Source organism: Micromonospora sp. NPDC048842, from assembly GCF_040649935.1.
GTDB lineage: Bacteria > Actinomycetota > Actinomycetes > Mycobacteriales > Micromonosporaceae > Micromonospora > Micromonospora hortensis.
In genome coordinates, this window is sequence record NZ_JBEZGK010000009.1 from 142,561 (window position 1) to 155,148 (window position 12,588).

Consider the following 12,588-nt stretch of genomic DNA (forward strand, 5'->3'; position numbering starts at 1 on the left):
GGGGCCAACATCCCCGATGTTGCGCGGATCTTGGCCCCTCACGCCTCCGTGCTGGGCTAGGTCAGCCTCGCAGCCAGACGGTGACGTCGGCCGGGACCGCGCCGTCGTTGTCCAGGGGCGCGCTGGCGGCGAGCACCTCGGCGCCGGCCGGCACCGGCACCGGGGCGGCACCGAAGTTGGTCAGCACTGTCAGCTCACCGTTGCGGAAGCTCAGCACCTCGTCACCGGAGGACAACCACTCCAGGGTGCCGCGACCCAGCCCGTGGGCACGGCGCAACCGCAGCGCCGTGCGGTACAGCTCGTACGTCGAACCGGGCACGTCGCGCTGGCGGTCCAGCGCGTACTCCGCCCAGAGCGCGGGCTGCGGCAACCAGCTCGCGTCGGTCGGCCCAAAGCCGTACGACGGGGCGTCGGCCTCCCACGGGATCGGCACCCGGCAGCCGTCCCGGCCGCGCTGGGTGTGCCCGCTGCGAGCCCAGGTCGGGTCCTGCCGGGCCTCGTCGGGCAGCGTGGTGTGCTCGGGCAGCCCCAGCTCCTCACCCTGGTAGAGGTACGCCGAGCCGGGCAGCGCCAGCATCAGCACTGTGGCCGCCCGGGCGCGGCGCAGACCGAGTGCGGCGTCCGGCTGCGGGTCGCCGATGCCGATGCCGTTGGGGCGTACGGTGCCGATCGGCAGGCCGAGCCGGGAGGCGTGCCGCACCACGTCGTGGTTGGACAGCACCCAGGTGGTCGGCGCGCCGACCGAATCGGTCGCCTCCAACGAACGGGTGATCACGGCGTACTGGGCCGGTGCGCTCCACGCGGCGAGCAGGTACTCGAAGTTGAACGCCTGGTGCATCTCGTCCGGGCGGACGTAGCGGGCCAGCCGCTCGGCTGGTTCCACCCAGGCTTCGGCGACCAGCACCCGCTCGCCGGGGTAGCTGTCCAGCACCTGCCGCCACTGCCGGTAGATCTCGTGCACGCCGTCCTGGTCCCACATCGGTGGGCGGGGCTTGTCGATCTCGTTGCCGGAGAGGATCTCCTGCGGCTCCTGCCAGTCGGCCAGGTCGGCCTGCTTGATGAGGCCGTGCGCCACGTCGACCCGGAAGCCGTCGACGCCGCGGTCCAGCCAGAAGCGCAGCACGTCCAGGAACTCCGCGTGCACCTCCGGGTTGTCCCAGTTGAGGTCCGGCTGCCCGGTGTCGAACAGGTGCAGGTACCACTGGCCGGGCTGCCCGTCGGCGTCGACGGTCCGGGTCCAGGCCGGACCACCGAAGACGCTCTGCCAGTCGTTCGGCGGCTGGTCGCCGCCCGGACCGCTGCCGTCGCGGAAGATGTACCGCGACCGTTCCGGGCTGCCGGGCGCGGCCGGCAGCGCGGCCTGGAACCAGCGATGCGCCGAGGAGGTGTGGTTCGGAACCAGGTCGACGATCACCCGCAGGTTGCGGGCCCGGGCCTCGGCGATCAGCTTGTCCGCGTCGGCGAGGGTGCCGAACAGCGGGTCGATGTCGCGGTAGTCGGCCACGTCGTAGCCGGCGTCGGCCTGCGGCGAGGGGTAGAAGGGGGAGAGCCACACCGCGTCCACGCCCAGCTCGACCAGGTGGTCGAGGCGGGCGGTGATGCCGGGCAGGTCACCGATTCCGTCCCCGTCCGAGTCGGCGAACGAGCGGGGGTAGATCTGGTAGATGGCGGCCTCGGTCCACCAGCCGGTGGCCGGTCGACCGGAGGGGGTCTGCTGCGTCGGGTCGGTGTTCAGGGTCGTCTCCCGTGTTGCTGTGTGTGGATTTCAGTGTGCCCGGGGCGGTGCGGTCGAGTCCCGGACCACCAACCGAGTGGGCAGGACCACCGGAGTGTCGCAATCGGCACCCCGTTGACTGACGATGGGGCCGGGCGGTCGGGCCCCGAGCGGGTCGAGCAGCATCTGGGCGGCCAGCCGACCCTGCTCGGCGGCGGGCTGGGCGACGGTGCTGAGCCCGAGCACACCGGCCAGGTCGTGGTCGTCGATGCCGACCACGCTGACGTCCTGCGGAACCCGCAGTCCGACGTCGCGCAGGGCGGTCATCGCGCCCATCGCCATCTCGTCGCAGGCGGCGACGATAGCTGTCGGTGGCTCGCCGCGGGCCAGCAGCTCGGCGGTGGCCCGGTTGCCGCCGTCGATGGTGAAGGTGGACTCGATGTCCAGGGTGGGGTCGGGTCGCAGGCCGGCGGAGCGCAGCGCCGCCTGGTAACCCCGGCGTCGGTCGAGGTGGGTGGTGAAGGCCAACTCGTCGTCCGGGTCACCGGAGATGTGGGCGATCCGGTGGTGGCCGAGGTCGATCAGATGCTTGGTCGCGACTCGCGCGGCCGCCACGTCGTCGATCCGTACGCACGGCCAGTTGGGCACCCTGCTGCCCGAGCTGATGGTGACGCCGGGCAGTTCCAGCGTGGCCAGCGCGGTCAGGTCGGCCGGACGCAGCGGTGTGGCGACCAGCATCATGGCGTCCACCCGCTTGTGCAGGTTGGCAGTCCGCAGGACCCGCTGGCGGACCTGCTCCCGGCCGCCCAGGTTGTAGAGCAGCAGGTCGTAGCCGGACTGGTGGAGGTACTCCTCGACCGCCTCGACGACGGTGCTGAAGAACCAGCGGGTGATCCGGGGGACAACCACTGCGACAGTGCCGGTCCGGCCGCCGGCGAGCCGGGATGCGCTCGGCGAGACCTCGTAGTCCAGTTGCTCGGCGGCGGCGAGTACCCGGCGCCGAGTGGCGGCCGAAACCGTCGGTAGTCCGCGCAGCGCCCGCGAGACGGTGGCCGTGGACACTCCGGCCAGCCGGGCCACATCATCGATCCTCGTCACGGTTTCCCCCGCTCGGTGCCCGGAGCGTCCGCCGCCGCCCGAGGGGCCAGGCGGCGGCGGACGCGCGGTCAGCCCTTGACGCTGCCGGCGAGCAGACCTCGCACGAAGAAGCGCTGCAGGGACAGGAACACGATGAGCGGTATGACGATGCTGACGAACGCACCGGCCGTCAGGCGCTGCCACTCGTTGCCTCGGGTGCCGGCCATCTCGGCGAGCCGGACGGTGAGCGGAGCGGTCTCGTCGCTGCCGCCCGCGAAGATCAACGCGACCAGCAGGTCGTTCCAGACCCAGAGGAACTGGAAGATGCCGAACGCCGCCAGCGCCGGGGTGATCAGCGGCAGCACGATGGTGCGGAAGATCTTCGGGTGGGTGGCCCCGTCGACCCGGGCCGCCTCCATCAGGTCCCCCGGCAGTTGCGAGATGAAGTTGTGCAGCAGGAAGACGGCGAACGGAAGCGCGAAGCAGGTGTGGGCGAACCACACCTGGGCGAACTTCTGCTCGTCGACCAGGTCCCAGGCCGGCATCAGCGTGACGCCGCCGAGGGTGACCCCGGTGGAGAAGAACCTCAGCAGCGGCACCAGGGCCATCTGCAACGGCACGATCTGCAACGCGAAGATCGCGATGTAGACCCAGTCCCGGCCGCGGAAGTTGATCCACGCGAGCGCGTACGCGGCGAGGCACGCGAAGGCGAGCGGGAAGAGCACCGACGGGATGGTGATCGCCAGCGAGTTGATGAACGAGCCGGCGAGCTGCCCGGAGGACGCCGAACGCCCGAACAGGACCTGCTCGTAGTTCTCGAAGGTGAACTGCGGGTTGGTGAAGGCCGTCCACCAGCCGGTGGTCTTGATCTCGTCCTCCGGGCGGAGGGAGGAGACGAGCAGGCCGAAGGTCGGGATGGTCCAGACCACCGCGATGACGATCGAGACGAGCGTCGCGGTGCGGCTGTTCAGCCGCTTGCGGACCCGCCCGGCCGCGCTGGTCGGGGTGCCGTCGGTCTTCTGGGTGCCGGCGGCGACGGTGGGCGTTGCGGTGGTCATCTCAGCCCTCCCGCTGTTGACGGAGGTTACGGATCTGGTAGATCACGACCGGGATGACCAGGATGAAGAGGAAGACCGCGAGCGCGGAACCCCGCCCGTTCTCGCTGTACCGGAACGCCTGGTTGTACATCTCGTTGGCGATCACGCTGGTGTCGTAGTTGCCGTTCGTCGAGGTTCGGACGATGTCGAAGACCTTGAGCGTGGCGATCGTGAGGGTCACCATCACGACGATCAGCGCCGGTCGGATGCTCGGCATGGTGATCTGCCAGAACATCTGCCACGGGCTGACCCCGTCGAGCCGGGCGGCTTCGACGATGTCACCGGGGATCGCCTTGATCGCGGCGGATAGCACCACCATGGCGAAGCCGGCCTGGATCCAGACCATGATGACGATCAGCAGCAGCGTGTTGAGCGGCGATTCGAGCAGCCACTGCTTGGGCTCACCGCCCAGGCTGACCACGATCTGGTTGAGCAGACCGATCTGGTCGCCCTCACCTCGGTAGGCGTAGACGAACTTCCAGATGATGCTGGCGCCGACGAAGGAGATGGCCATCGGCAGGAAGATCAGTGACTTGGCCACGGCCTCGAACCGGGCCTTGTCCACCAGTACGGCGTAGATCAGGCCGAATCCGGTCGCGACCAGCGGGACCAGGAGCACCCAGATCAGGGTGTTGATCAGGACCCGGACGATCGCGTCGTCGGAGAACATCCAGCCGAAGTTTTCCAACCCCACCCATTCGGTGCTGGTCCTGTTCATCAGGGAGAGCAGCAGGGTGCGGATGGCCGGCACGACCAGACCGATGGTGAGCAGCAACAGCGTCGGCAGCAGGAAGAAGAGCGCGAAGATCCCCTCCCGCTGCTTGATCCGACGGGGAAGTGGAGCACCACTCGTCGAGGCGGCGACGAGCTGCGCCTCCCGTCGCCGGGCGAACCAGGCCGGTACCACGTCGAGCAGCAGTAGGAGACCACCCACCACCAGCACGAAGGCAACCAGCCCGTACATCAGCATGAGGAGCTTCGGCTGCTGATCGGCGAAGTCGAACTCCATCAACCCTCCCTTCCGGGTCCACCTCGGCCGGTGGCCCGGCCCGCGTCAGCGGACCGGGCCACCGTCGGGGATCACTTAGGCCAGCTGCTCTCGATGCCCTGGAGCACCGGGGCGGTCGCCTTGCCGTTCAGCCACTCGACCATGCCCTTCCAGAACGTTCCCGCGCCGACGCCGGCCGGCATCAGGTCGGATCCGTCGAAGCGGAAGGTGCCCGTCTTGTCCTGGAGGATCTGGACGGAGAGCTTGTCGATCGGGCTGGCGACGTTGGCGATGTCCAGCTTGTTGTTCGCCGTGACCCAGTTGCCGAGCTTCGCGCGGCTGTTCACGTACTCCGCCGAGACGAGGTAGGTCTGCACGGCCTGGACCTCGGGACGGTCGGCGTAGCCGACGACGAACTCGCCCGCGCCCAGAACCGGCTTGCCCTTGGACGGGTCGATGGCCGGGAAGTAGAAGGCGAACGCGTCGCCGTCCTCGGCCACCTTGGTGCCCTCGGGGAACTGGTTGGCGTAGAACGACGCCTGTCGGTGCATCGCGCACTTGCCGGTGGTCACCGGCAGGCCCGCCTCCTGGAAGGCGGTGGTGGTGATGCTCTTGACGCCGCCGAAGCCGCCGTTCATGTACTTGTCGTTCTTGAGGATGCTGCCGGCGCGGTCGACCGCGTCGACGATCTTCGGGTCGTTGAACGGGATGGCGTGGGTGGTCCACTGGTCGTAGACCTCGGGACCCTGCGTACGCAGGACCACGTCCTCGATCCAGTCGGTGGCCGGCCAGCCGGTGGCGTCACCGGACTCGACGCCCGCGCACCACGGCTTCGTGCCGCTGGCGGCGATCTTGTCGCTCAGGGCGATGAGCTGGTCCCAGGTGGTCGGAACCTCCCAGCCCTTCTCCTTGAACGTCTTCGGCGAGTACCAGACGAAGGACTTCACGTTGGCGCCGAGCGGCACGCCGTAGAGCGTCCCGTTCACGGTGCCGTACTTCAGCCAGTCGGCCGGCATGTTCTGCTCGGCGAGGGCCTTGGTGTCGGCACCGAGGGACTTCAGCTTGCCGGCGTCCGCGAAACGCTTCACCAGGCCCGGCTGCGGCACGAAGGCGATGTCGGGGGCGTTGCCACCGTCGACCCGGACGGGGAGCTGCGCCTCGAACTCGCCGCTGCCCTCGTAGTCGATCTCGATGCCGGTGCACTCGGTGAACTGCGACCACGACCGCTCCAGCAGGTCGGCCTCGGCGTCACGGATGGACGCGTAGATGGAGACCTTCTTGCCGTCGTGGCCCTGGTACTTGTCGTATGCGGCGCACTCCGCGGAGCCCGCTTTGCTGCTCTTCTTGTCGTCGCCGGTACCGCAGGCGGTGGCGCTGAGCGCCAGCCCGATTACACCGGCGATCACGAAGGCCTGGCGTGGTCTGGTAAAGACCGCCATGCCGTCCTCCTTCCTAGCCGGCGCGGTCGTGCTGGTGACCCGTCGCCGGTCCGATTGGGCGTGCACACATGTAAGCGCTTGCATCCGGCCCGGTCCACCCCCTGTCAGACACGAGCGAGTAACAATCCGGAAACCTGCGGGCTGCCTGGTGGGCACGCTCCCGGGACAAGCTGGGGACTCTTTCGAAGATTGACGATATCTGTCAGGCTGAGCACACCGGATCGAAGGTTTTCGACATAGGAGGAGCTGTATGCGAAAGCGGTGGATCAGCCTGCTGGTGACGGGTCTCTTCGTCGGGGGAGCGCTGGTGCCGGCGACCCCGGCCCTGGCCGCGCCGACCTTCAAGGTGCCGTTCCCGTGCGGCCAGTCCTGGTCCGGGCAGACCCGGTCGGACCACAGCCCGGCGTACGCCGTCGACTTCAACCGCACCGACGATCTCGGCGACCCGGTGGTCGCCAGCGCCCCGGGCACTGTCGACCGGGTGACCGACCTCGGCGGCACCAGCTACGGCAAGTACGTCCGGATCAACCACGGCGGCGGTTACAGCACCTACTACGCCCACCTCAACGGCTTCAACGTCTCGGTCGGGCAGACGGTCGGGTACGGCAAGGTGCTCGGCTGGGTCGGCAGCACCGGCGGATCGACAGGCCCCCACCTGCACTACGAGCAGCGCCTCAACGGTGCCGACATCCAGGTCCGCTTCAACGGCACCCTCGCGCTGTACTGGGGCACCAAGAGCTACACCAGTAACAACGGGTGCTCCTCGGGCAGCGGCAACGGCACCGTCGACACCAGCGGCACGCCGCTGACCGTCCGCTCCGGCCCCGGCACCGGGTACGCCTCGGTGGGCACCGTCGCCGACGGCACCCGGGTGACCATCGCCTGCCAGACCAGCGGCACCAGTGTCACCGGCACGTACGGCACCAGCTCGATCTGGGACCGGATCGGTTCCGGCCGCTACATCGCCGACGCGTACGTGTACACCGGCTCCGACGGCTACATCCCCGGCGTGCCCCGCTGCTGATCCGGCCACGGTCCCCGGCGGCCACCGCCGCCGGGGACCGGTCGGTCAGTTGTTCAGCTGCCAGATCGACAGGTTCAGCGCGGCGGCGAAGGTGACCCAGGCCCAGTACGGCAGCATCAGCGCCGCCGCCACCCGGGACACCCGGGCGAACAGCACCACTGTGAGCCCGATCGCCAGCCACATCAGCACGATCTCGGCGAACGCCAGCCCGTACTGCCCCGCGCCGAAGAACAGCGGGGTCCAGATCGCGTTGAGCACCAGTTGGGCGGTCCACGCCCAGAGGGCGGGGGAGAAGCCGACCCGCCGCCACACCAGCCAGCCGGCCACCGCGATCAGCGCGTAGAGCAGCGACCAGACCGGGCCGAAGAGCCACGAGGGCGGGGCCCAGCCGGGCTGCCGCAGGTTCGCGTACTCCTCGGTGGTGCCCTGCACGCCCAGCCCGCCAATCGCGGCCGCCACGAAGACCGCCGCCGCGAAACCGGCGAGGGCCCACCACGCTCGCCGCCCGGAGGTCACCGGCGCGTCCTGAGATATCTCCATGGTCGAGATATTTCCTCTCGAGGTCTGCTCAAACCGCCGAGCGGGAGGACGGTTCACGGGGCCGGCCGGCCACGAAAAAGCGCCGGGATCGCCACGGCCGGTGCTTCTGTCGGGAGGACGAAGCGTCGGTCGCGGCGACCCCGGCGGGTCCCGGAGTTAAGGCGTATGAGCGTTAATTGAAGATGCTGACACCACCCGGGCCGACCAACAGCCCGACGACGATGAGGACGATGCCCCACAGGATCTGCCGGCGGAACAGCGCGAGGATGCCGGCGACCACGAGTACGACTGCGAGAATCCAGAGAATCAGCTCCATGACCTCTGACTACCCGACTGGCCGATCGGGGAAACCTGGTCGGTGTCGAGTTGATCGCCAACGTGAAAGACGCTGTACGCCTGCTTGATCACCGGGTGCGCGACGTTGCGGACGCGTACCCCGCCGGGGGTCGTGCCGCGCTCGGTGCCGGCGTGCGCGTGCCCGTGCACGGCCAGCGCCGTGGGTGCCGAGTCGATCGCCTGCCCCAACTGGTACGACCCCAGGAAGGGGTAGATCTCCAACGGCTCGCCGACCAGCGTGTCCGGCACCGGCGAGTAGTGGGTGAGTGCTACCAGCATGTCGCAGTCCAGTGAGCGCAGCGCCGCACCGAGACGGTCCGCGCTGTCGGTGGTGGTCCGTACGAAGGACTTCATCTCCGGCTCGCCGAAGTCACTGGCGCACCGACCGGCGAACCCGCCGCCGAAGCCCTTGACGCCGGCGATGCCGAGCCGGCCACCCGCGCAGTCCAGCACGACGCCGTTGCCCTCCAGCACTGTGATGCCCGCGTCCTCCAGCACCTTGACCACCTGTGGCACCTGGTCACACTGGTGGTCGTGGTTGCCCAGCACTGTCACCACCGGTACGGCCAACCCGCCGAACTCCTCCGCCACGCAGCGCGCCTCGGCCTCGGTGCCGTGCCGGGTCAGGTCCCCGGCCAGCAACAGCACATCGGCGCACTCCGGCAGCTCCTCCAGCGCCGGTCGGAACCGGCCGACCACGTCCTCGTCCAGATGCACGTCGCCCACAGCGGCAATCCGGATCACCATGGAACCTCCCTCAGGGCAGTTGCTCGATCTCCGTGGGCGCTTCGACGCGGATCACCCCGATGTCGTTGGTGATCGGCACGTCCGGGAAGCGCTCCGACACCCGACGCAGGATCTCCTCCCGCCGGTGCGGACTCTCCACCTCGCCGTGGAGCACGAGGGAGCGTTCCCGTCGAACCACTGTGATCCCCTGTTCGGCGACGGCGGGGTCCTCGACGAGCAACCGTTGGATCTCCGCCTCGACGTACTCGTCCGGTGGCCCGGCGCCGATGTCGCGATGGTGGGTCACGATGTCCCCTCTCCTGGCTGGGTGCCGGCGGCCGGCACCACCTCCAGCCGGTCCAGCAGCACCAGGAACGCCTCGGCGTACGGCGAGTGCTGCGTCTCCTTGCGTACCCGTTCCCAGTCGATCTGCTCCCGCAACGAGCGGGCCAGTGGCAGACCGCGGGCGAAGTCGCAGTAGTGCTGGGAGAAGCTGAGCAGTTTGTGCACCATCAGCTGGCTCGCTGACAGCACCGGCATGCGAATCGCGTCCACCGGTCGGATGACGGTGTCGGCGAACGTCTCCTCGGTGACCGGCGTCTCGATCGGCCGGTGGATCAGGTCCACCATCCGGCCGTCGTCGAAGACCTTCACCAGCCAGTCCTCCGGTGGACGCTCGGCGACGAAGCCGGCGGCCACCAGGGCTTCCAGTGCCGCTTCCACGTCGGCCTCCCGGATCAGGAAGTCGACGTCGTGATCGCTGGAGTGGCCTCCGTGGGCGTAGACCGCGAAGCTGCCGCCCAGGGCGAACGGAATCTCGGACTGCTTGAGCACGGCGGCGACCTTCTTGAGGGTGTGCACCAGACTCTCGTCTCCGCGCTCAGCCATCTGGTTCCTCCGTCGTCGTGTTGGTGGACCGGCGGTTGGATTTCAAACTCCGGTACCCGGCATTCCGGTCGTCCACACCTGCTGGTGTCTCGGTCGGGCGTCAACAGGGATGAAGCACCACAAACCTCGCGGACCAGGTGCGTGGGTCGGATAACCTGTGGAGAGTGGCCAGATCATCGGGGATGCGACGACGCAAGGCCCGATTGCGCACCGTCGCCCTGATCGGGATCGACGGTTCGGGCAAGACCACACAGGCACACCGGCTGGCCGACGCGCTGACCGCCGCCGGACGCCCCGCCACCTACCGCCGCAACGCCAGTGGCCGCCGCTGGCTCGGCCGGCTCGCCCAACGCCTCGGCCGGCCGGACGCGCAACGGCTCGTCGGTCGCGACGGCGTGCTGGCCGTGGAGTCGGTGCTGCGCTGGCTGGCCATCGCCATCGCCCTGATCAGCTGTCTGCTCACCGGCCGGACGGCGGTGATGGACCGCTACTCGGCCTGCCAGTACGCGAGCATCCGGGCCCACGGCGGGCAGCGCTGGGAGCGGCTCGCCCGGGCCGGCTACCGGCTGTTCCCGACGCCGCAGGTGACCTTCCTGCTCGCCGTCGACCCGGCGGAGGCGTACCGGCGCATCGAGGAACGCGGCACCGACCACGAGACGATGGGGTGGCTGACCGCAGCCGACACCGCCTACCGGGCACTGCCCGAGTACCCCAGCTTCGTGCTGGTGGACGCGGGCCGCCCGGCCGAGGAGGTGACCGAGCAGATCCAGGCGCACCTGGAGACCTGGCTACCGCCGTCCGCCTCGGGTGGAGAGGACGTCGGCCCGGTGGTGGTGGCTCAGGCCCGCCCGTAGACCGGCACTGTGGCACCACTGGTCGGGGCGGAATCGGCCGACGCGAGGAATCGGATCACCGGCGCGATCTCGGCCGGGGTCACCCAGCGGGAATGGTCGGCGTCGGGCTGGGCGGCCCGGTTCGCCGGGGTGTCGATGACGCTGGGCAGCACTGTGTTGCAGCGCACGTTCTGCGACCGGTACTCCACAGCGACTGCGTTGGCGAAGGCCAGCACCGCCGCCTTGGCCGTCGAGTAGCCGGCCGCGCCGCGGAAGGGGGTGACCGCCGCGCGGGCCGAGACGCAGACCACCGAGCCGCCGCCGGACGACACCAGGTGCGGAAGCGCGGCCTGGGTGACCAGGTAGGTCGGCCGCAGGTTGACGGTGATCATCCGCTCGAACTCCTCGACCGGGGTCTCGTGCACCAACCCGCCGCTGGCGTACCCCCCGACGAGGTTGACCACCGCGCGCAGCGGCGCCGCCCGTTCGCCGGACGCGGCCTCGACCGCCTGCGCCGCGCCCGCCGGCTCGCCCAGGTCCGCGACTACCCGGACCAGTCCGGCCGCCGCCGGCCCCGACCCGGGCCGGGCTTTCCGCTCCGGTACGACCACCCGCCAGCCCGCCTCGACGAACGCGGTGACGACCGCCCCGCCAAGCCCCCCGAACCCCCCGGTAACCAGAACGCTGCCCTGTCCCATACGCCCCACGCTAGTGCCCCCACGCCTCCTTCGGGCCCCTCCGTCGATCATGAAGTTGTTGGCGTGACACGCCGATCCGAGTGGTGACAACTTCATGATCGCGGTCTGCCGTGGGCAGATTGGTGGGGTCGTTCGAGCCTTGAGGGCGCAGGATCGGCGGATGCGGATCCTCATTCTCGGTGGCACCAAGTTCCTCGGCCGGGCGACGGCCCGGCTCGCCCTTGAGCAGGGTCACGAGGTGACCTGCGCGGCCCGGGGTGTGTCCGGCGCCGTGCCGGACGGGGTGCGCTTCGTGGTGGCCGACCGCGATGATCCCGACTCGCTCGTTCCGCTCGCCGCCGCGGGCTTCGACGTCGTGGTCGACGTGACCCGCCAGATCAGCCACGCCCGGCACGCGCTGGCCGCGCTCGCCGACCACGTCGGCCACTGGTCGTTCGTGTCGACGATCTCGGTGTACGCGGACGACACCACCCCGGGCCAGACCGCTGCGGACGCGCCGATCCTGGCTCCGGCCCCGCCGGACGTGGACGGGCCGATCGGCCCGGACCACCGCTGGTACGGCGAGTGCAAGGTGAGCATCGAGGAGTTGGTCCGGGAGCGGGTGGGCGTGGACCGTTCGTTCATCTGCCGGGCGGGCCTGATCGTCGGTGCGGAGGATCCGAGCGACCGTTTCCCGTACTGGGTGCGGCGGCTGTCGGCCGGTGGCGAGGTGCTGGCCCCCGGGCACCCGACTGATCGGGTGCAGTTCGTGGACGTCGCCGATCTGGCCCGTTGGTTGCTGCACGCCGCCGGCACCCGCCTCGGCGGCACGTACGACGGCACCGGTCCGACGATGTCCCGAGCCGAGATGTTGGCCGGGGTGGCCGCCGGGCTGGGCATCGCCGATCCGACCTTCACCTGGGTTGACCAGGATTTCCTGCTGTCCCAGGACGTGCGCGAGTGGTCGGGGGAGCGGGCGCTGCCGCTCTGGGTGCGGCTGCCGGAGACCGCCGGCCTGATGGACCGGGACGTCCGACCTGCCCTGGAGGCGGGTCTGACGGTCCGTCCTCTGGTCGACACCGTTCGGGCGACCGCGTCCTGGATGGCCGCACACCCGGCGGCCGTCCGGCATGGTGGACTGGACCCGGCGGATGAGGCGGCGATCCTGGGGAAGTGGCAGGCTGTGCGGGACCGGTGATCCCGGCGATCGAAGTTTCCCCCCACCTCGGACAGTCATAGTTGACGCTCA

Annotated in this window: 13 protein-coding genes and 1 pseudogene; 3 read left to right on the forward strand and 11 right to left on the reverse strand. The window is 69.7% G+C overall.

Annotated elements, in window-relative coordinates:
- Positions 1 to 61 precede the first annotated feature (61 nt).
- The 5 genes from AB0C19_RS15470 to AB0C19_RS15490 form a co-directional block, all read right to left on the reverse strand.
- Positions 62 to 1,735 carry a glycoside hydrolase family 13 protein gene (locus AB0C19_RS15470; RefSeq protein WP_357185278.1) on the reverse strand — a complete coding sequence of 558 codons (1,674 nt, stop codon included), beginning with the start codon at positions 1,733 to 1,735 and terminating at the stop codon, positions 62 to 64.
- 30 nt (positions 1,736 to 1,765) lie between these two features.
- Positions 1,766 to 2,812 (reverse strand): LacI family DNA-binding transcriptional regulator, encoded by a 1,047-nt coding sequence (locus tag AB0C19_RS15475; protein WP_357184989.1) that lies wholly within the window; start codon positions 2,810 to 2,812, stop codon positions 1,766 to 1,768.
- 68 nt (positions 2,813 to 2,880) lie between these two features.
- Entirely contained in the window at positions 2,881 to 3,849 is a 969-nt protein-coding gene (locus AB0C19_RS15480) for a carbohydrate ABC transporter permease (protein WP_357184993.1), read from the reverse strand.
- A 1-nt stretch (position 3,850) separates the two neighbouring features.
- Positions 3,851 to 4,897, reverse strand: a complete 1,047-nt coding sequence (locus AB0C19_RS15485) for a sugar ABC transporter permease (protein WP_357184996.1) — start codon at positions 4,895 to 4,897, stop codon at positions 3,851 to 3,853.
- Positions 4,898 to 4,968: 71 nt separating this feature from the next.
- The gene (locus AB0C19_RS15490) at positions 4,969 to 6,315 is read right to left on the reverse strand and encodes an ABC transporter substrate-binding protein (protein WP_238684499.1); all 1,347 of its coding nucleotides are present in this window, start codon (positions 6,313 to 6,315) and stop codon (positions 4,969 to 4,971) included.
- Positions 6,316 to 6,565: 250 nt separating this feature from the next.
- Here AB0C19_RS15490 and AB0C19_RS15495 point away from each other — a divergent pair, with 250 nt between their 5' ends.
- Complete coding sequence (locus tag AB0C19_RS15495; protein WP_357185000.1) at positions 6,566 to 7,339, forward strand: peptidoglycan DD-metalloendopeptidase family protein; 774 nt, start codon at positions 6,566 to 6,568, stop codon at positions 7,337 to 7,339.
- A 45-nt stretch (positions 7,340 to 7,384) separates the two neighbouring features.
- Here AB0C19_RS15495 and AB0C19_RS15500 read toward each other — a convergent pair whose 3' ends face one another.
- The 5 genes and pseudogenes from AB0C19_RS15500 to AB0C19_RS15520 form a co-directional block, all read right to left on the reverse strand.
- A complete protein-coding gene (locus AB0C19_RS15500; RefSeq protein ID WP_357185003.1) occupies positions 7,385 to 7,879 on the reverse strand; it encodes a TspO/MBR family protein in 495 nt (164 codons plus the stop codon).
- Positions 7,880 to 8,051: 172 nt separating this feature from the next.
- Positions 8,052 to 8,195 carry a GPGG-motif small membrane protein gene (locus tag AB0C19_RS15505; RefSeq protein WP_007464364.1) on the reverse strand — a complete coding sequence of 48 codons (144 nt, stop codon included), beginning with the start codon at positions 8,193 to 8,195 and terminating at the stop codon, positions 8,052 to 8,054.
- Positions 8,186 to 8,962 carry a metallophosphoesterase gene (locus AB0C19_RS15510; RefSeq protein ID WP_357185006.1) on the reverse strand — a complete coding sequence of 259 codons (777 nt, stop codon included), beginning with the start codon at positions 8,960 to 8,962 and terminating at the stop codon, positions 8,186 to 8,188. Before AB0C19_RS15510 ends, AB0C19_RS15505 begins: the two co-directional genes overlap by 10 nt.
- 10 nt (positions 8,963 to 8,972) lie before the next feature.
- Positions 8,973 to 9,248, reverse strand: coding sequence for a hypothetical protein (locus AB0C19_RS15515; protein WP_357185009.1), 276 nt, complete (start codon positions 9,246 to 9,248; stop codon positions 8,973 to 8,975).
- Positions 9,245 to 9,832: pseudogene (locus AB0C19_RS15520) on the reverse strand (nucleotidyltransferase); the annotation flags it as partial. The pseudogene AB0C19_RS15520 and the gene AB0C19_RS15515, both read right to left, overlap by 4 nt.
- Before the next feature lie 179 nt (positions 9,833 to 10,011).
- Here AB0C19_RS15520 and AB0C19_RS15525 point away from each other — a divergent pair.
- Complete coding sequence (locus tag AB0C19_RS15525) at positions 10,012 to 10,683, forward strand: thymidylate kinase (protein WP_357185281.1); 672 nt, start codon at positions 10,012 to 10,014, stop codon at positions 10,681 to 10,683.
- Here the strand turns inward: AB0C19_RS15525 and AB0C19_RS15530 are convergent.
- Positions 10,668 to 11,360: an SDR family NAD(P)-dependent oxidoreductase gene (locus tag AB0C19_RS15530; RefSeq protein WP_357185012.1), complete on the reverse strand. Its 693-nt coding sequence runs from the start codon at positions 11,358 to 11,360 to the stop codon at positions 10,668 to 10,670. The two genes, AB0C19_RS15525 and AB0C19_RS15530, sit on opposite strands and share 16 nt — an antisense overlap.
- Positions 11,361 to 11,520: 160 nt before the next feature.
- On the opposite strand from AB0C19_RS15530, the gene AB0C19_RS15535 reads away from it, so the two are divergent.
- Positions 11,521 to 12,537 carry an NAD-dependent epimerase/dehydratase family protein gene (locus AB0C19_RS15535; RefSeq protein WP_357185015.1) on the forward strand — a complete coding sequence of 339 codons (1,017 nt, stop codon included), beginning with the start codon at positions 11,521 to 11,523 and terminating at the stop codon, positions 12,535 to 12,537.
- Positions 12,538 to 12,588: the final 51 nt, after the last annotated feature.

Bases quoted from the DNA above. Each gene is read 5' to 3' on its own strand.
- AB0C19_RS15480 (WP_357184993.1), bottom strand. From the start codon at position 3,849: ATGACCACCGCAACGCCCACCGTCGCCGCCGGCACCCAGAAGACCGAC.
- AB0C19_RS15485 (WP_357184996.1), bottom strand. From the start codon at position 4,897: ATGGAGTTCGACTTCGCCGATCAGCAGCCGAAGCTCCTCATGCTGATG.
- AB0C19_RS15490 (WP_238684499.1), bottom strand. From the start codon at position 6,315: ATGGCGGTCTTTACCAGACCACGCCAGGCCTTCGTGATCGCCGGTGTA.
- AB0C19_RS15495 (WP_357185000.1), top strand. From the start codon at position 6,566: ATGCGAAAGCGGTGGATCAGCCTGCTGGTGACGGGTCTCTTCGTCGGG.
- AB0C19_RS15500 (WP_357185003.1), bottom strand. From the start codon at position 7,879: ATGGAGATATCTCAGGACGCGCCGGTGACCTCCGGGCGGCGAGCGTGG.
- AB0C19_RS15505 (WP_007464364.1), bottom strand. From the start codon at position 8,195: ATGGAGCTGATTCTCTGGATTCTCGCAGTCGTACTCGTGGTCGCCGGC.
- AB0C19_RS15510 (WP_357185006.1), bottom strand. From the start codon at position 8,962: ATGGTGATCCGGATTGCCGCTGTGGGCGACGTGCATCTGGACGAGGAC.
- AB0C19_RS15525 (WP_357185281.1), top strand. From the start codon at position 10,012: ATGCGACGACGCAAGGCCCGATTGCGCACCGTCGCCCTGATCGGGATC.
- AB0C19_RS15530 (WP_357185012.1), bottom strand. From the start codon at position 11,360: ATGGGACAGGGCAGCGTTCTGGTTACCGGGGGGTTCGGGGGGCTTGGC.
- AB0C19_RS15535 (WP_357185015.1), top strand. From the start codon at position 11,521: ATGCGGATCCTCATTCTCGGTGGCACCAAGTTCCTCGGCCGGGCGACG.